Here is a 17,835-nt window from a genome sequence, read left to right on the forward strand (position 1 = left end):
CACCCCCAATGAACCCCTTCTCTACCTCCCTCTGTCTCGCCACCGCCCTCTGTGCTCAGGCCGCTCTTGCTGCCGACTGGCCGCAATGGCGCGGCCCGGATCGCAATGGCATCTCCGCTGAAAGCGGGTGGAACGCAAAGTGGAGCAACGCTCCCAAGGTCCTCTGGAAAGCCAATGTCGGCACCGGGTTCGCCTCCTTCACGGTAGCCAATGGCAAAGTTTACACCACGGGCAATGCCGACAACAAAGACACGGTTTTCTGCTTCGACGCGACGACAGGCAAGGAAATCTGGAAACACGCCTACGATGCTGATCTGGGTGACAAGTACTTCGAAGGCGGCACCACCGGCACGCCCGCTGTGGATGGTGACAAGCTCTACCAACTGAGCCGTTGGGGGGACGTCTTCTGTTTTGAAGCTGCCACCGGCAAGATCATCTGGTCCAAGAATGTGCAGCAGGAGACCGATGCCCGTATCCCTGACTGGGGCTTTGGCGGCTCCCCTCTCGTGTGGAAGCACCTGCTCATCCTCAATGTCGGCCAGGGCGGTCTGGCCTTGGACAAGACCTCCGGCAAGATCGTGTGGGAGTCCGATGACCGGAACGCAGGCTACTCCACCCCGTTCCCCATTGAGCGCAACGGCAAGACCGAGATCATCCTCGGCTCCGGACGTTCTTACGTCGCGGTGGATCCGGTCAATGGGCAGAAGCTCTGGGAACACCCCTGGAACACCAGCTACGGTGTAAATGCGGCGGACCCTGTCGTGCAAGGGGACCTCGTATTTGTTTCCTCGGGCTACAACAAAGGCGCCGCCCTCCTCAAGACCGCCGGCAGCAACGCCGATGTCGTCTGGCAGAGCCGCGTGATGCGCAATCAGATGAACCCCTCTGTGCTGATCGACGGCCATCTCTACGGCATCGATGGCAATGAAGGCAAGGACGCCTCTCTGAAGTGCATCGAGTTCAGCACCGGCACGGAGAAGTGGTCCGAGAAGAGCGCGGGAGCCGGGTCCGTCACCGTGGCGGACGGGAAGCTCATCGTGCTCAGTGAAAAAGGCGAGCTCATCATCGCGGAGCCTTCCAAAGACGCCTTCAAGCCCCTCTCCCGTGCCCAGGTGCTGAGCGGACGCTGCTGGACCGTGCCCGTGCTCGCCAACGGCCGCATCTACTGCCGCAATGCCGCTGGCGACGTGGTCTGCCTGGACGTGAAAGGCTGACCTTCACCCCCCTACAATATTTCCCGAATCCTTTCTTCAAATGAGTATCCGCCTTTTCATCAAACCCGGCTGCCCCTGGTGTGACGAAGCCATCGACTGGCTCGAAGACCACAACGTGAAATATGAGGTACTGGACGTCACCAGCGATCGCGAAGCACGCGCCGAGATGCATGAACTCACCGGCCAAAGCAAAGCCCCCAGCATCGATGTGGACGGCCATATCCTGGCCGACTTCGGCGCCGACGAGCTGGAGGCCTGGTGGAAGAAGATGAAGTTCCCCGGTTAGTCCCTTTCAGCCCCTCGCACTCCGCCTTTCCCTTCCGGTCCGTCTCTCATGCAACGCCGTCATTTCCTCCAATCCGCCGCCGCAGCCTCGGCCGCCTTCGGTGCCATTCCCCTGCTCGGGCAGAAGTCGGACAAGAAATACCGCACCGCGCTCATTGGCTCCGGCTGGTGGGGCATGAACATCCTGCGGGAGGCCATGGCCTCCAAGCGGATCGACGTCGTCGCCCTCTGTGATGTGGATGAAAACGTCCTCACCAACGCCGCAGGCGACGTGGCCATCGATTCCGGCAAGGAGCCCAAGACCTACAAGGACTACCGCGAACTGTTGGACAAAGAGAAGCCAGAGGTGGTGATCATCGCCACCCCGGACCACTGGCACGCCCTGCAGAGCATTGCCGCCGCGAAGGCAGGTGCCCACATCTATGTGGAGAAGCCCACGGGTCACACGGTGAAGGAAAGCTCCGCCATGGTGCGAGCCGTTCGGGACGCGGGAGTGAAGGTGCAGGTCGGCCTGCACCGCCGCATCGGCCCCCATCATGTGGAGGCCATGAAGTTCCTCAAGAGCGGAGCCCTGGGCAAGATCGGCGAGGTCCGCTGCCTCGTCGCTGGCAAGGGCGGCCCGGAGGCTCCCAAACCCAACAGCGAGCCACCCGACGGCATGGACTGGGACATGTACTGCGGCCCTGCCCCGCTGCGCCCCTTCAACACAAAGATCCACCCCGGCGGCTGGCGTAATTTCCTCGACTTCGCCAACGGCACCATGGCCGACTGGGGCGTGCACTGGCTGGACCAGGTGCTCCTCTGGACCGATGAGAAGGCCCCCCAGAGCGTCTATTGCACCGGCGGCCGCCCCATGGCTGGCCCCATCGTGCTGACAGACAAACAGCAGACCAGCGACGCCCCGGACCACCAGGTCGCCGTCTTCCAGTTCGAGCAGTTCACCGCCACCTGGGAGCACCGCAAGTTCGCTGGCAGCGGCGACGACAAACACCCGATTGGCACCCGGTTCTTTGGCGAGAAAGGCGTGCTTCATATCGGCTGGCGTGATGGCTGGACCTTCTACCCGGCCAACAGCAAGGACGCCGGAGCCCACGGTGATCACCAGCTCCAGGAGCCCGATGGTCACAACATCGCCCTGCTCTGGGCCGACTTCCTCGACTCCATCGAGCAGAAGCGCGAGCCCGTCGCCGGCATCGAAAGCGCCCACCGCTCCTCCTGTCTTCCCCTTTTGGGCATGCTCTCCTACAAGCTGGGTCGCAGCATCGCCTGGGACGGCGAAAAGGAAGTGATCCCCGGCGACGCCGAGGCCAACAAGCTCCTCAGCCGCGCGTATCGCGGTCCGTGGGAGTATCCGGTGTAGGAAGGCTGCGAGGGATCCCTCCTCCGACATCGCAAGCAATTCGACGTTTCCGAGCCATCTCAACGCCATCAACACCTGATCCTGCACAGCAGGATTGTGGAGTGCGTGTGGGAACCGCCGCTTGGGCCACGCCTTGTGACGAGCGGGAACTCTTGAACATCCAATGACCACCTGAAGGCGGAACCCCAACCCTCTCCGTTCCCGCCAGCAGGGTTGGAGTTCCGCGTTTACGCGGTCAGGATCCTGACACCGAGCACAAGCATCCCGCCAAAAAACTTACCTCGAACCGCGACTGACGCACCGCCCTCCTCGCTATGGCAGACCTGATTTTCGAAAGCCCCGAGGCCCGCGTCCGCGCCTACATTTCCGATTTGCATCTGCAATGGCTTGCAGCCAGGGACTACATGGGCAGCGGCCCTTTTGACTACGACCCGGTGGCGTTCAGAAAATGGAACGAGGCCTGCAAAGTCATCCATCAACGTCACTTCACCCCCGATGCCCCAAAAGATGAATTCGGCTTCGGCTACTCCTGGAGCCAGCCAGCCCACCATTCAGAGCAGGAGAGCATCACCAATGTCCGCACTGAAACGGATTTCGCGGTCATAGAAACGGAGAATGCCGAACACTATCCCGCCTTCTATGAGTATGAGTTGAAACACGTGGGCAACGACTGGCGGATCACCAAGGTATCACCCTTCTATGCGCCGGAAGGTGAGCGATTGTTCTCGGACTCGGTCAAGAACCAAGTCCTGGCGATGGTGAAACCCGATGCTCCCCTGCCAGATTTGCCGCCCGGCATCAGCCCAAATTGCGGTCGGCTTTTTGAAGACAACCGGATGATCAGAGTCATGGGTCTCGAAACCCCTTTGAAGGTGGCTCCCGCTGGCCTCCTTCATCTGGTCTCCGGCATCATTGGAGTCTGTGACCTAGGGAGAGACAATGATGACTTCCTTCCCTTGAGCCGCTCAGTTGCGCCAGGTGATTATCCCGTAGAGCTCGCCATCGCCCATGGGTACGGAGCTGCCGCGCGTGTCGTTTTCCAACCCGACCGCGAAGTTGCCACATGGGCGCCAGCCCCAACTGTGAACGGAGGCTCTCACCACACGCAGATAGCCTATATGAATCTCGCCTTTGTGGATGCCGGGGCCATGATGTCACTGGAGAAAAGAGAGAAAGAACGTCTTTTCAATCTCTCGTACCTCGAACCGATACGACAGAACATCACTGAGACGCACCGGTCCATGCATTTGAGGTCAACACCGCCGGAGAATCCAGACGCAATCTGTGTAAATGTTGGCGATACTTCCGGCGAGTCACCTTGCTATTGGGGCCTCGCTGCTGACGGCAGCATTGTCAGCTTGGTCGCGGATTTTCAGTTCATCGCTGAACATCAGCACGAAACCATCCAGGTCCCCTGGAGTTCTGGCCAATTGAACATGCCCATCGACCATCCCGTGCTCACGCAGTGGAATGTGATGATCTTCCTCGGCGGCGATATCAAGGGCACTGGATTCCATGTCATTGGTGCAAACTTTGACTCTGCCCGGCTGCTGGATCCCTCTGGCAATGTCATCGCCAACTCCGAAGAAGGCCCCAAAGTTGACACCCACTTGGGAAGCGTCCACTTGATCAACGAAGTACTGACCGATGTTAAGAACGCCACCCTGGAAATCACGATCTCCACGGGGTACAGGAATTGATGAAAAGTCTCCGCCACCGGAGCGACGACCTACAGCCTCCCTGAGCCGACTAAAGTCGGTACTCCAACCCTCTCCGTTCCCGCCAGCAGGGTTGGAGCACCGCGTTTACGCGGTCAGGATACCTCCACGCAGCGCCCCCTCCCTGTCTACAACTTACCTCGAACCCCAAACTGACGCACTGACGCACTGACGCACTGACGCACTGACGCACTGACGCACTGACGCACTGACGCACTGACACCCAAAATCCCCTTTCCACACCCGCCCCCCCATCTACCCTGCCCCCGTGGAAACGGTCGCCCTGCGCTGCAATCACTGTGGAGCCCCTCTCGAAGTCGGCCCCGCCACCCGGTTTGTCACCTGCCAGTTCTGCCACAGCCAGCTCGCGGTGAAACACAGCGGCTCGGCCGCCTACACGGAGGTCATTGAGCAGATCGCAGCGGCGACCAGCCAGATGGCGGGAAACCTGAAGGTGATCGAACTCCAGAACGAGCTGGAGCGCCTCGATCGCGAATGGACTGACCACCGGGAAACCTTCTATGTCTCAGGAAAAAACGGCCACCGCAGCCCACCCAGCCCCGCGGGAGCCGTGATCGGGGCGGTGATCGGCATCCCGTTTCTGATTTTTTGGATCAGCACGGCCAGTTCCATGGGGGCTCCGGCAGTGTTCCCCATCTTCGGACTGGTGGTGGCAGGTTTGATTGCTTATCAACTCTTCTCCAACTTCCAGAAAGCCGAAGGAATGGAATCCGCGAAAGCGGAATACCAGGCCCAGCGAGACCGTCTGCTCCGCCAGATTGCTGAAGCACGGCAAGGCCAGGCATAAGAATGCCCCCGGCCGGAACGTTGATCTCTGCTGCCTCTATGAGTTTCCGGGGTTAATTCCAAACCAGATCTCGCGGGGGGAAATTTCCCTGTCCACCCTGCGCGAAACTTGCTACACCTTCCTCATCATGCGCCCGTTGCTTTTCACCGCGCTGTGGCTGGCCCTCGGCAGCGGCCTCGTCTTGGCCAAGCCCAAGCCCAAGGCTGACTCGGCCGCAGGCTCCCACGCCCATTCCGTGGAGGAGCTCACCGTGGCGGCCCGCCCCTCATTGGTCACCGTCACCCAGATCGGCCGCGGAGGCAGTCAGGAGGCGCTCGGCACAGGGTTCATCATCAGCTCGGACGGACTCATCGCCACGAATCTGCATGTCATTGGGAACGCCCGCCGCATCAAGGTGCAGCTCTCCGATGGCTCCATGCACGACGTCACCGAAATACATGCCACCGACCCCACGCTGGACCTCGCCATCATCCGCATCGGCAAGAAAGACCTCACGGCGCTGCCCTTGGGCGACTCCGACTCGGTCAAACAAGGCCAGCCAGTGGTCGCACTGGGCAATCCCCAAGGGCTGGAATTCAGCGTGGTAGAGGGGGTGATCTCCGCCCTCCGGGAAGTGGAAGGATCCAACATGATCCAGATCGCGATCCCAATCGAAGAGGGCAACAGCGGCGGCCCCCTGCTCAACCTCAAAGGGGAGGTTCAGGGCGTGATCACGCTGAAGAGCGCGGTCACGAACAATCTCGGCTTTGCCCATGCAGTGAATGACCTGCGGCTCCTTCTGGAAAAGCCCAACCCCATCCCCATGCAGCGCTGGCTCACCATCGGCCGCCTGGACGACCGGCTGTGGGAACCCCTGCAAGGAGCCAGCTGGACCCAGCACGCAGGCGTCATCCAGGTGGACGGATCCGGTGAAGGGTTCGGCGGCCGCTCCCTGTGCCTCAGCAAGGAGAATCCGCCCGCCATGCCGTTCGAGGCCAGCGTGACCGTGAAGCTGGACGAAGAGAGCGGGGCGGCAGGATTGAGCTTCTGCGCAGACGGCAAGGATGTGCACTACGGCTTCTACCCCAGCGCTGGAAAACTGCGACTCACGCGTTTCAACGGACCCGATGTCTTCTCATGGTCCATTCTCAGCGATGCCCCCAGCTCCGCCTACCGTTCGGGAGACTGGAACACCCTCCGGGTGCGAGTGGATGAGAACAAGATCCAGTGCTTCGTGAACGACACCCTGGTGACGGAGCAGCAGGACTCCGGGCTGCGCGGTGGCCGGGTGGGCCTTTGCAAGTTCCGCCAGACCAAGGCCTACTTTAAACACTTCCAGGCAGGGGAGAAGGTTTCCCACAGCCAGATCTCCGACCAACTTGCCTTGCAGCTCAACGCCGAGCTCACCGACTACCTGGCGCACAAGGGTCCCAAGGACAAGACGATGGAGAAACTCCTCGCCGAGCCTGCAGCTTCCCGCAGTCTGCTGGAGCAGCGCGCCAAGACGCTGGAGGAACAGGCCGCCACTCTGCGCAAGCTTGGGCGGGAAGTCCACCGCCGCAATACCGCGGAAGAACTGGTGAAAGTGCTGCAACGCCCCGCCGACCAGACCGAACTGATGCGGGCCGCCCTGCTCGTGGCGAGACACGACAATGCCGAACTGGACACAGACGCCTACTTGCGAGCCGTGGAGCGCATGGCCAACGAGTTGAAGAAAGATCCCGAGATCACCTCCGGCTCCACCTCCAAGGCTGCGGCCCGCCTCGCACACTACCTCTTCAAGGAAAACGGTTTCCACGGGTCTCGCAGCGATGCCATCGACGACCTCTCCAACAGCTACCTCAACCAGGTGCTGGACGACCGTGAAGGCATCCCCATCACGCTCTCCATCGTTTTCCTCGAACTCTGCCGCCAGCTTGGCCTCAAGGACGTCTACGGCGTCTCCCTCCCCGGACGGTTCATGGTCGCCTACCGCGAGCAGTTTGGCGGCGAGAAGGTGGAGACCTACATCGACGTCTTCGACGGAGGTAAATTCCTCCAACCCTCCGAGGCCGAGCGTTTCATCATTCAGACCACGGGACAGGTGGTAAGCGAAGCCCAGCGGGAGCCTGCCACACCACGGGCGATGATCCTGCGACTGCTCTACAACCTGACCAGCTTCTCCAAGAAACCGGAGCTGTCTCTGCCCTATCTGGATCTGATCCTGGCCCTGGAGCCAGACTCTCCCGGTGAACGTCTGAACCGCGCCTTCACCCGCATGAAGACCGGCGACAGCCCCGGAGCCAAAGAGGACCTCAAGAAGCTGCTGGAAACCGCGCCGGCAGGACTGGATCTGCAGCGCATTGATGCGTTGTATCAGTCGTTGTGAGGGAGAGAACGTGGGGAGCGAAGGATTGCGCCCCAAGGAGCGGCGGTTTGTGCTTGCACAACCGCCGGACGTGGCCGGAGGAAGCTTGCCCACAAGCCAACCTGCAGCGATGAGGCCTCATACGGTGGATTGAATTTGGCGGACAATTGCTCCGCTACTCCTCGGCGGTTGTGCAAGCACAAACCGCCGCTCCTTGGACAATCGGATCTGCCGAACCGTAATCGCCAGACACCTGAACCGGCTGATGCCTGTGACTACTTTGGATCACATAGGATCACTTCGCCCCCTCAGCCGGCAGTTCCATGTACTTCGGCCGTTTCAACATCTTCGTCAGCGTCATGCCATCAGAAAACTCCACCTCGGCAATCCGCCAGGCTCCGTTCTCCTGCACCATCACCACCTCCTCCTTGCCCTGGTCATAACTCTTCCCATCGGCCCTGGACGTAAACTTCACCTCAAACCGCGCTTTATTCTCGTCCTTATCTTTGTCCTTCCCCGCCGCCTCCGTCACCGTCGCACTCATCTCACCCTCCATCGTGGCGCTGATGAAATAACCTGAATCGGCAAACAGCGGCTTCTCTATCGTGGCGGGGTCGCCCTTGGCGGCAGCGAAGCCTTCCAGATAGGCCTTGCCGCGGGCCTTTTCCACTTCCAGGAGATGGGCCAGCTCCAGAGTGCACCAGGCTTTGATAATTGTCAGGTCGGCACCATCCCCCTTCGAAAGGCGGCCCAGCTCCTCCTTCATGAACGTCTCCAGCCGCGTCTTGGCCTCGGCCGCCGGTGCCGTATTGCTGACGTTGTATTTCACCTCAAACTGGCTGTTGCAGCCCACCGTGCCCAGAGAGGCCACTGCAACAAGACCGGCGAAAACCAAGGGAGAAAAAGAACGCTTCATGGTGACCGCAGCTTACAGGCATGCGTGGCAAAACACAATTCCTTGCGCCCGACACTTCAAGCCACGGCCTCGGGCGCCTGCTTGTCTGCCCGCTTGAACCATCCCGCTCCCCATCCGGTCCGGGTCTGCCACGCCTCCAGCAGCAGGACCAGCACGAGGGCCACCGCCAGCCACCTTCTAAAATCCTTCCACGCCGGCGGGCGCGGAGCATTCCACACATCGCTCAGATCCACCCGCTCCGCTCCGCCACTGCGGGAGCTTACGGACTTCAGTTCATCAAGCCGTTTGCGATCAAAGCTCCATTCGGGGTTCGTGACGGCATTCACCGGTCCGAACGCGAAGGCAGCATCGCCAATCTTCACCGCCCCACGCAGATAAGTCCCCGGCACCAACTCCACCGTCGCGCGATAGTGCCCCGGTGCCAGGCGCTCCCACTCCGCCGGTGCCGCCTGGATGTTATCCCCTTGAACCAGGACCAGCTCTGGAGCATGCGCGGCGATGCGCTGGTTCCAGCTCTCGTCGTAGAACAGATCGGCCCTCAGCTTGCTGCCTTCCAGAGCCGTGCGCAGGCCCACGCCCGGCGGCACAGTCTCCCCCATCAACCAGCGGGCCAGACTCTGGGCAAAACCTCCGTAGCCCTGCCAGCTCCGCGTCGTGGCGGAGAAATCACCCCCTAGAGGAAACGACACCGTAGCCACCCTCCCAGCTCCACGCTGCCAGAAGGCGACCAGCGGTGCAGCGTACTCGTCCCCACTCACAGCGGCCTGGGTGGCCCCTGGCCGCAGGTAGCTCAAGTTGTAGCCGTCCACCTTGGGCAGCCACTCCAGATTACCCGAGGCCATCTCCATCCAACCGGGTGTGCCCTTGAGGGCAATAGGCTCCTCGATGAAGGCAGAGCGGGCCACCGCCACGGTCTCTTGGGCAAAGAGAGCCGGCAGCTCCTTGGGATCTGAGTTGAAGAAGATGCGCCCATTGCCACGCAGCGCCACATCCTTCAGGAAATCGGCGTCGCTGTCTTTTTCCGTGCCCAGACCGATGACGCTCACCGTCCCCTTCTCCTTGCTCATCTTCTCCAGCAGGGCCTTGTATTCGCCGGGCTCCTCAGCATCTGCCGCATCCGCGAACAGGATGATGTGGCGCTGCCCCACCTTCGCCTTTTCCAGCTCAGCCCAGGCCCGCTTCAGTCCCTGGTAAACATAGATGCCCCCACCGGTGCTCTCCACGCGGCGCACGGCATTCTGGAGCGTGCCTCGATTGCTCCCCACCGCCACCAGCGGGCACACCTCATGCGGCTCACTGTCCACGGCATAGACACACGCCATATCGTTGTCGCCCAGCAGTGCGATGCCCCGTGCCGCGCCTTCGTTGGCCAGTTGCATCTTCACCAGGGAGGTGCCCGGTGCCGTCATCGACATGCTGCCAGAGCGGTCCATGACAATGGCCATAGCCACCGCCAGCTTCCGGTGCTCCTGTTTCAACTCCATGCTCACCGGGAGCAGCGGCTCCACCGGGGATCCAAAATAGCCACCCGCAGCGAAGCTGTGCTTGCCGCCGATCATCGCCAGACCACCGCCCTGATGGTTGACAAAGAAATCCAGGGCCTTGGTGAACCGAGGATCCAGGCGGTAGGCGGGCACGTTGTTGAGCACCACCACCTTGGTCCCGGTGAGCGTGCCCACATTGAGCAGCCCCAGATCGGTGATGGCTTCAACCTCGAACCCCTGGGCCCGGAGTGCCTGGGCCAGAGGGTCATTCTCATAGGCAGTCGCCAGCACCACGCGCGGGCCGCCCTGCACCTCCACCCACTGGGAGGCCGCATTGTTTCCTGCTACCGCATCATCCGCCGCCATGAGCCGGGCCTCGTAGTGGAAGGCCCCTGCCACGCCGAGACGATCGGTGAAGCGGAGACGACCCACACCATTGATGACCTCCACATCCCTCCGGCCAATGCTCTGGCCGTTCCGGGTCAGCTCCACCGGGATCTTGCCATCGCGATCCCCCAGCACCACCACCTCAGCCAGGAAGGCCTCACGCAACTGGACGCGACGGGGCAGGGCCAGCGCGGCAATGCGCCAGTCCCCCACGGTGCTCTGGGCCGCGAGGCGGTAGTCCAGCGGCACCCCCTGCTCACGCAGGCGTTCAGCCAAGCCGTCGAGAGGCTCCGTACTGAAGCCGTCGGTCAGCACCAGCAGGCGGCTCGCCCGGCTCTCAGGGATCTGCGCCAGGGTATAGGAAGCTGCCGACTTCAGCCGCGTGGCCCCGCGAGGGCCCGCATACTGGGTGCCGGAGCCCGCACGGATCTGCGCTCCACGAGTCACCGCCTCCCCTGCAAAGTCCACGAAGTGGAGCCGGTCAGACGGACGACGCGACTTCTCCAAAATAGTCTCCCACTCCGAGATTCTAGGGCCCAACAGATCACCAGCCGACTCGGACTGATCCACCAGCACCCAGAGGTCCAGCGCATCACTCTGCTTGCGCACCTGAGGCTGCACCAGCAGGGCGGTCACCACCAGGAGACAAAGCGCACGCAACGGTCGCGCCAGCTTCAGTCCACGCCAGAACCACCCCGCCACAGCCAGCACGGGGATGAGAAGCAACCATTCAGGGGAAAGAAGACGCATGAGAAATTCAGAGTTTCAGGAAACAAACGCGCAGCTCAGCTTCGGACGGTGACGATGGAGCCCGCGGAAGAACGTGCCGGACCGGACCGCCAGCCCCAGGCCCCCAGCAGACAACCCAGCACCAACAGCACCCACAGGCCCGTCAATGGGTCGGCCTCCGTTTGTTTGAGCGCCGCCTCCCAGCGCCGCGCATCCACCGTATCCAAAGGGGCGGCCTCCCGGAAATCGGCCTCGCGGGTGTCTGCAAAGTGGATCGCTCCCCGGATCATCGTCTTCCCCCCCTCCTCCAGGTCAAAGAAGCCGACTCCATCCGGGACGCGCCCAGTGAACTCCGCGCGAGTACCATCATCGCGACGCAGCGTGAGCGCAGCCGGGGCGGCCCCAGAAGCGGCCAGCGGCGCTGGCACCTCGAGATTCTGCCCCGCCTCAAAGTTACCCGCCCAAGGTTCCCGCTTGGCCTTGCGAAGCTGCTCCACATACCGATGCAACATCACGAGCAAGGCCGGGTGCCGGGCGGCATTCGACTGGGAGAGGTCCCAGGCCAGGAGCAGGCGGCGCACCGGGGTGCCGGTGGCAGTGAGGTCGTGCCGGATCAGCGCGAGCGGGCGGCCGCCCTTCCAGAGCAAGGGTTCGTCCCGTTCCGTCAGGCCCAGCTCCATGGGACGAGGAGTCAACAGGCTCATCCAGTTGAGGTCGCGGGTGAGCGGATGGTCCTCTGCCACGGTGTAGCTGCCGTCCAGCGGCAGGTTCTCGCCTCCGCCTCCCAGAATCTGCACCGCATCCGTATTCACAGGATTGCCCAGTTCCGCCACGGTCAGGTCCGGGTTCTGCGTGACGGGGGCCACCGCCACGCCGTCCAGGGCTTGAAGCATCTTCTTCATCACCCCGCCAGGGGCCGAGCTTGCCTCAAACGCAAGATTCACCACCCGTTCCACGGGGCGCTGCAAGGGCATGCGGTCATCCCAGGTGAACTGGTCTCCGCTCAGCACCAGCGTGGCCCGATCCACGCCCGGCGGCAGCTCGCCGCCCAGTTCTCCGGTCTGCCCAGGGGCTAGAGTGAGGCTGGAACGCTTCGGTTCCGTACTGCCCTCCTGCTCAACCCACCACTGGCGGGTCTGCGGTGCTTTGCCATAGTTGCGCACCAGCACCGACCACTTCACGCCAGAGTCGGGCACTCCCGGCTTGACCAGAGTCGTCTCCACCCCGGCCCAACCAACATTCTCGATCTCCTCTCCCGCAGAGAGCACCGCCACGCCGGCAGCCACCTCCGCTTTGCGGTCCGTCACAAAGATGACGATGCCGTGTTCTTTCACCAAACCCGAGCCCACTTGCAGGGCTTCATCCGGCCGATGGGTGCCGAGCACGGGCTTCCAGCCGTCATACGCCTTTAGCACTCCGGCCAGCTCCGACCCGGTGTAAAGGGTGGGCTTGCGTACATCCGTCTCCAGCAGGTGCCATTCCGTCCGCGCTGCCGCCCGGCTCCAGCCCCGCAGTTTTTCTGCCAGCAGCTCACGCGTTGGCTCCTTGAACGCCTCCATGGAGACGGAGCTGTCCAGCACCACCACCACGGTCTGGCGGGAGTCTTCCTTGATCCAGCGGGGCTCCACCAGCAGCCAGGTCAGCAAGAGGGCCGCCAGGAGCTGGAGCCAGAGAGGCACTGAGTTCCGCAGCCGCTCAAACTTCGCCCCACCCGTGCTCTCCGGCCTCACTCTTTCCAGGAGGAAGAGCGTGCTCACCCGCAGCCGCCGGGAACGCTCCTGGAGGAAATGGATGACCAACACAGCCGGGATGGCCAGGAGGGCCCAGAGGCCGGCGGGATTGGCGAGGAGCAGTCGCATGGGGGGCGGATCAGCAGTCGGTCACGAGCGTCACATCACATCACATCAGGGCTTCACGGTCGGGGTCTTGTCCAGGATCTTGTCCAGCGCGGCGCGGGTGGCGTCGTCGCTGCCTTTTGTTTTCACCTCGAACTCCACCTCCTTGCTCTCGCCAGGTACCGGTCCTGTGCCTTCATCCGTGCCTGCGGCACCCAGCTTGGCGGGGGCATTGGGAGCCGCTTCTTTCAGACGGCTGCCGCCTTCCGCAGGCTTTTCCTTCTCGCTGCCGGCTTCCTTGGTGTCTTCACCGGTGACCATGCGGTTGCGGGCCGCGCCCGCGCCAGTTGTACAACTGGGGCCGTCCTCAGCGGGTACGACAGCGCCGGTGCTGTCGCCTTGGGTTCCCGTTTTCTTGTTGCAGGAGGACAGTGCAGCGGTCAGGAGGACGGCTGCGGTGAAGTGGATCAGTTTCATGTGGATGAGAAAGGTGGGATGAGGATTCAGAGAAGGTTACGATGGAGCCGATGCGGGCGGTGCCAGAGGCGGAGACGATCAGGTTTCATTCAACATCAACTCCGCGTCCGGGTCAGCCCATTTCCACCACGCCTGCACTCAGGGCCTCCGCCCGGAGAGCAACCAGGAAGGGGGGCTCCGCCGCCACCCTGGCCAGACCCGCCCCGCGGCGCACGGCCTGTTCTCGCCAGAGGGAGAAATGCATCTGATACGCCCGGAGGTAGCGAACGAGGATGTCTTTGTCCACCCGTCGCTTGTCGCGCAGGGCCGACTCGCACTCTTCGAACTCGATGTTGCCGTCCCAGGCCGGATGAGCCTCCTCAATGCAAAAGGGGGCAAACACCAGCGCCCTCCCCTTCCCATGCAGCAGGGCGTTCATCATCCGCTCCGGCGGAGTCTCGCTCAGCAGATCGCTCACCAGCACCCGTAGAGATCCAGCGCGGAGCGGGCTCCGCTCCAACAGCCCCGCGACATCGGCTTTGGTATTGGGGTTCGTTGAAACTTCGCCACGGGGCCAGTCATGCGCCAGCGCCCGCTCGATCGGCACATCCACCGCATCCCGGCCCAGTGCGTGAATCCGCACCGCCGCGCCAAGACGCAGGGCGCTTTCGAGACAGAAATAGACCACCTCCCAGGTGCGCAGCGCCTTGGCAGGCGTGAGGAACATGGAGGGACTCAGATCCAGCAGCAGATCCACCTTGGGCGTCACCTCCTGGCGGTAGAGCTTCATCGTGTAATTCCCCGTGCGCGCATAGGCCTGCCAGTTGATGTGGCGGGGATCATCTCCCGGGATGTAGGGACGCTGGTCCTGGAAGTCGATGGAGCTGCCAGTCCCCTGCCCCAACACGCTGCCCGCCACACCGCTCCAGTGGCCGCTGCGCAAGGGGAGCCGGGCCACGGCCGCCGCGCCTTTCATCCGCTGGTGCACGACTGCCAGTGCCGAGGGCTGGAAGTCCGCAGTGTGGAGGTCCATCTGAATCGCTGCCGTGCTCATGAGGATGGCTGAGTGGCTGGGGTGACGCGGTCCTCACCATCAGGCCGCGATTGATCTTCCAGGCGTGAGATGGCGCGAAACTCCTTGATCATGCGGAAGCCCAAATAGCCCACTAACACGACCACCACCGCGAGCGTCACCTTGAAATAGAAGTCCAGGGGAGTGCCGTCTGTGCCCCCCTCCATGAACGCGAACAGAGCACTTGAGGGGAATGGAGCCAACCAACGGTAGGCCGCCTCCTTGGTCACGCCAGGAGTGCCCGCCACAATGGAGGCAATGGCAAACAGCAGACCGAAAAGAGCCTGAATGAGGACATACAGCCAGATGGGCTGGCGTACGCGCGGAAACAGAAGCAACACCGGCAACGGCGCGATGGCCGAGGCATAGATGAGCACAAAGGTGACGATCAGCTCCACCTGCTTCATATCAGTCAGCCCGGCGCCGGAACGCACCGAAATCTGATAGACTGCGTTGAACTGGGCGATGTACAAGATGCCCGTGAAGAGCAGTGCAGTCGCCCAACCGGGATAGAGCACCCGACCCGCAATCCGGCCCAGATAACCCCGCCGTGCCCAAGATGAATAGAGGCTGGGCAGTCGAACGGTGTGTTCACACAGGGCCTCCAGCACGATCCAGCCCCAGACGGGCGAGCACAGCAGAAACCACAAGCCAGACACATCATCATCCGTCGTGTAGGCCAGCACATTGGCCACGACCGCCATGCCGAGGGCCGTCAACCGCTTGCGCGCGGCATGGTTCTCGGAAACCGGGGCAATCCGGGTGGCAGCGATCTCCAGCAGCAGGTACACATAGAGCCCCACCACCGTGGCAATCAACCACACCGAAGGCGAGGCACCTGACATGCCCATGAATCCAAGGCGGTTGGCAAACAGGCTGCTGATGCCGACGGAAAATATAAAGGGCAGAAACAGCACCAGGGCAATGATACGAAACACCATGGGTGCACTGGAGAGCGCCACGGCGAAGGCCGTGAACACAAACGAAATGGCCACCATGATCGCGATGACCGTCAGATCATCCACCACATTGACCTGACCGAAGAAGTAACGCAGCACCGCATAAGGCAGCACCGCCGCCACCAGCAACAGAGACTGCGCCACCAGCGCCACCCACTTGCCCAGCACAATGCGGAAGGCGCTCATCCGGGTGAGTTGCACAAGGTCCAGCGTATTCGCCTTCACCTCATCACTCACCGCCATCAGCCCCCGAGCTGGCATGAGCACCAGCAGAGGAATCCAGACAAAGGCCCAGAAGAATCCGTCGAAGCCCACCATCGCCCCTCGCGAAGCCCCATTGGCCAGCGCCAGCAACTGCATGCCCACCAGCAACGTCATGACCACCTGCACCAGAATGAAGATGGAAATAAACGCCTTCGTCTTCAGCCCCTGCCGGAGTTCTTTGACCAAGATGGGACTGAGCCAATCGGAAAAGTCTGGCGGCGGGAGGGTGTATAGAGGGGCTGTTGTGGCAGGTGAGGACATGGGGAGTCAGGGGGCGGGAGTTCAGTGGGCAGTGGGCAGTTGCCAGTGCGTCAGTATCCGCAGCTTGGAAGTGCTTCGAGAAATTGGCGGCTGCTTGAGATCACGATTGGAAAGAGGCGAAGGGGTTAGGTCGGAGGTGCAATGCAGAACCTCTGATGATTGGCAATCATGGAACCAAGGATGCGCCCCAATTCAGAAGCCTTGTTGACAAGGGTTTCGCACGTTTCTTTGGAAAGGTATTTGCACGAGTAGGCCGTGCGCAGCCAGTGGAGGGTCTCTTGCAACTCGCCATCGGCATCCGTGAGCTTGCTTAGAAAATGGGCTTCGTACCGCCTCTTGGACCAGGCCTCGGCAATGTTGGCTCCAACAGCCCGTGAGCTTCTTCGCACTTGGTCAGTGAGCGAATACCGCTCCTCCTTGGGGAACGATTGGGACAGCTTGAACACTGCCTGCTGAAACAAGAAGGCCTGACGATACAGCTCCAGATCCCGATAGGACCGAGCCACTTTCAATATCTTCTTTGAACTATTGACTTCGTCTGCACTCATCATTTTCAACGGTAAAACTGCCCACTGCCCACTGCCCACTGCCCACTGCCCACTGCCCACTGCCCACTGCCCACTGCCCACTGCCCACTGCCCACTGCCCACTGACTCACTGCCCACTGCCCACTGACTCACTGTTTCTTCAGCATATCCACGAACGCATCCTCCAGCCGCCGGACCTCGCGGTGGAACTCCACGACGGGGATGCCCTCGTTGACCATTTTCTTCAGGCCTGCGGAGAGGAGGTGCAGGTCATCACTGGCGAGGGCGAGGCGGGCACCATCGCGGCGTTGCTCGACCAGACTCCAGCCGGGGTTCATACCAGCCCAGAGGTGGAGTTCCTCCACCTTGCCGAGCACGGTGATGTCCACCACCAGTTGGGAGTCGCCGTTGCTGGCACGACCATTGCCACGACGGAGCGCCTCGGCAGCACCGTGATACACCAGCTTGCCACCGTCGATGAACAACAGCGTGTCGCACATCTCCCCGAGTTCACTGAGGATGTGACTGCTGATGAAGAGCGTCTTGCCGCGCTGAGCCAGGAGACGGACGAGATTCTTGAACTCCAGGCGCGCTTTGGGATCCAGACCCGCCGCCGGTTCGTCCAGGATCATGAAATCTGGATCGGGCAGCAGCATGCGGCCGAAACACAGACGCTGGCCCATGCCCTTGCTGAGCTTGTTCATGGGGCGGTCCGCCAGCACCAGCAGATCGGCAAAGTCCATGACCTCCTCCACGCGAGCGCGGCGCTCGGCCCTCTTGAAACCATAGGCGCGGGCGAAGAAGTCAAGGTACTCATACACTGTCATGCACGAGTAGGTGCCGTAGTGGTCAGGCATCCAGCCGATGAGACGTCGCACCTTCTCCGGCCGGTCCATCACATTCACGCCAGCCACCCGGACCATGCCGCTGGTGGGCGAGTCCAGTGTGGCCATGATGCGCATGGTCGTGGTCTTGCCCGCCCCGTTGGCGCCGATGAACCCCACCACCTGCCCGCGATGGATGTCAAAGTTGAGATCCTTTACGGCATGCACATTGTCGAACACCCGGTGCAGATGCCGCACCTCTACCAGGGTCTCCGGCAGGGGTGGTGGAGGCGGTGCCGAACGAACGGCCGCTGGGGCAGTCTGCGGCGGTTCGACAGCGGGGGCGGCAGCAGTGGGAGTTTCCATGGTGGCGGAACAAACTTGGGTTGAATGGAGTCGGCGTGGCGGTG

General features: G+C 62.0%; 14 protein-coding genes. 6 read left to right on the top strand and 8 right to left on the bottom strand.

Going from position 1 to position 17,835, the window contains the following annotated elements; genetic code table 11:
• The first annotated feature begins 8 nt into the window (after positions 1-8).
• From BV034_RS25640 to BV034_RS25665, 6 genes are all read left to right on the top strand, one after another.
• Positions 9-1,214 (top strand): PQQ-binding-like beta-propeller repeat protein, encoded by a 1,206-nt coding sequence (locus tag BV034_RS25640; RefSeq protein ID WP_050029808.1) that lies wholly within the window; start codon positions 9-11, stop codon positions 1,212-1,214.
• Between the two features lie 40 nt (positions 1,215-1,254).
• A complete protein-coding gene (locus BV034_RS25645) occupies positions 1,255-1,500 on the top strand; it encodes a glutaredoxin family protein (protein ID WP_009960002.1) in 246 nt (81 codons plus the stop codon).
• Positions 1,501-1,548: 48 nt separating this feature from the next.
• Entirely contained in the window at positions 1,549-2,859 is a 1,311-nt protein-coding gene (locus tag BV034_RS25650; RefSeq protein WP_050029809.1) for a Gfo/Idh/MocA family oxidoreductase, read from the top strand.
• 314 nt (positions 2,860-3,173) lie between these two features.
• Positions 3,174-4,559, top strand: coding sequence for a DUF4241 domain-containing protein (locus BV034_RS25655; RefSeq protein WP_050029810.1), 1,386 nt, complete (start codon positions 3,174-3,176; stop codon positions 4,557-4,559).
• Between the two features lie 286 nt (positions 4,560-4,845).
• The gene (locus tag BV034_RS25660) at positions 4,846-5,385 is read left to right on the top strand and encodes a hypothetical protein (RefSeq protein ID WP_050029811.1); all 540 of its coding nucleotides are present in this window, start codon (positions 4,846-4,848) and stop codon (positions 5,383-5,385) included.
• A 127-nt stretch (positions 5,386-5,512) separates the two neighbouring features.
• Positions 5,513-7,732, top strand: coding sequence for a tetratricopeptide repeat protein (locus tag BV034_RS25665; protein WP_050029812.1), 2,220 nt, complete (start codon positions 5,513-5,515; stop codon positions 7,730-7,732).
• A 274-nt stretch (positions 7,733-8,006) separates the two neighbouring features.
• Here the strand turns inward: BV034_RS25665 and BV034_RS25670 are convergent, their stop codons facing one another.
• From BV034_RS25670 to BV034_RS25705, 8 genes are all read right to left on the bottom strand, one after another.
• Positions 8,007-8,627: a hypothetical protein gene (locus tag BV034_RS25670; protein WP_050029813.1), complete on the bottom strand. Its 621-nt coding sequence runs from the start codon at positions 8,625-8,627 to the stop codon at positions 8,007-8,009.
• A gap of 56 nt (positions 8,628-8,683) precedes the next feature.
• Positions 8,684-11,248, bottom strand: a complete 2,565-nt coding sequence (locus tag BV034_RS25675) for a VWA domain-containing protein (RefSeq protein WP_050029814.1) — start codon at positions 11,246-11,248, stop codon at positions 8,684-8,686.
• 35 nt (positions 11,249-11,283) lie between these two features.
• Positions 11,284-13,086, bottom strand: a complete 1,803-nt coding sequence (locus BV034_RS25680; protein WP_050029815.1) for a BatA domain-containing protein — start codon at positions 13,084-13,086, stop codon at positions 11,284-11,286.
• Positions 13,087-13,131: 45 nt separating this feature from the next.
• Positions 13,132-13,539, bottom strand: a complete 408-nt coding sequence (locus tag BV034_RS25685) for a hypothetical protein (RefSeq protein WP_050029816.1) — start codon at positions 13,537-13,539, stop codon at positions 13,132-13,134.
• Positions 13,540-13,651: 112 nt separating this feature from the next.
• Positions 13,652-14,572, bottom strand: a complete 921-nt coding sequence (locus tag BV034_RS25690; protein WP_050029817.1) for a DUF58 domain-containing protein — start codon at positions 14,570-14,572, stop codon at positions 13,652-13,654.
• Positions 14,569-16,074, bottom strand: coding sequence for a hypothetical protein (locus tag BV034_RS25695; protein ID WP_265593468.1), 1,506 nt, complete (start codon positions 16,072-16,074; stop codon positions 14,569-14,571). Before BV034_RS25695 ends, BV034_RS25690 begins: the two co-directional genes overlap by 4 nt.
• 125 nt (positions 16,075-16,199) lie before the next feature.
• Positions 16,200-16,580: a four helix bundle protein gene (locus tag BV034_RS25700; RefSeq protein WP_265593469.1), complete on the bottom strand. Its 381-nt coding sequence runs from the start codon at positions 16,578-16,580 to the stop codon at positions 16,200-16,202.
• Between the two features lie 170 nt (positions 16,581-16,750).
• On the bottom strand, positions 16,751-17,791 hold the full coding sequence (locus BV034_RS25705; protein ID WP_265593470.1) for an ABC transporter ATP-binding protein: 1,041 nt from the start codon (positions 17,789-17,791) through the stop codon (positions 16,751-16,753).
• Positions 17,792-17,835 lie beyond the last annotated feature (44 nt).

The sequence above is a fragment of the Verrucomicrobium sp. BvORR034 genome (assembly GCF_000739635.1).
GTDB lineage: Bacteria > Verrucomicrobiota > Verrucomicrobiia > Verrucomicrobiales > Verrucomicrobiaceae > Verrucomicrobium.

Bases quoted from the DNA above. Each gene is read 5' to 3' on its own strand.
- BV034_RS25705 (WP_265593470.1), bottom strand. From the start codon at position 17,791: ATGGAAACTCCCACTGCTGCCGCCCCCGCTGTCGAACCGCCGCAGACT.
- BV034_RS25695 (WP_265593468.1), bottom strand. From the start codon at position 16,074: ATGTCCTCACCTGCCACAACAGCCCCTCTATACACCCTCCCGCCGCCA.
- BV034_RS25645 (WP_009960002.1), top strand. From the start codon at position 1,255: ATGAGTATCCGCCTTTTCATCAAACCCGGCTGCCCCTGGTGTGACGAA.
- BV034_RS25670 (WP_050029813.1), bottom strand. From the start codon at position 8,627: ATGAAGCGTTCTTTTTCTCCCTTGGTTTTCGCCGGTCTTGTTGCAGTG.
- BV034_RS25690 (WP_050029817.1), bottom strand. From the start codon at position 14,572: ATGAGCACGGCAGCGATTCAGATGGACCTCCACACTGCGGACTTCCAG.
- BV034_RS25680 (WP_050029815.1), bottom strand. From the start codon at position 13,086: ATGCGACTGCTCCTCGCCAATCCCGCCGGCCTCTGGGCCCTCCTGGCC.
- BV034_RS25640 (WP_050029808.1), top strand. From the start codon at position 9: ATGAACCCCTTCTCTACCTCCCTCTGTCTCGCCACCGCCCTCTGTGCT.
- BV034_RS25650 (WP_050029809.1), top strand. From the start codon at position 1,549: ATGCAACGCCGTCATTTCCTCCAATCCGCCGCCGCAGCCTCGGCCGCC.
- BV034_RS25665 (WP_050029812.1), top strand. From the start codon at position 5,513: ATGCGCCCGTTGCTTTTCACCGCGCTGTGGCTGGCCCTCGGCAGCGGC.
- BV034_RS25685 (WP_050029816.1), bottom strand. From the start codon at position 13,539: ATGAAACTGATCCACTTCACCGCAGCCGTCCTCCTGACCGCTGCACTG.
- BV034_RS25655 (WP_050029810.1), top strand. From the start codon at position 3,174: ATGGCAGACCTGATTTTCGAAAGCCCCGAGGCCCGCGTCCGCGCCTAC.
- BV034_RS25675 (WP_050029814.1), bottom strand. From the start codon at position 11,248: ATGCGTCTTCTTTCCCCTGAATGGTTGCTTCTCATCCCCGTGCTGGCT.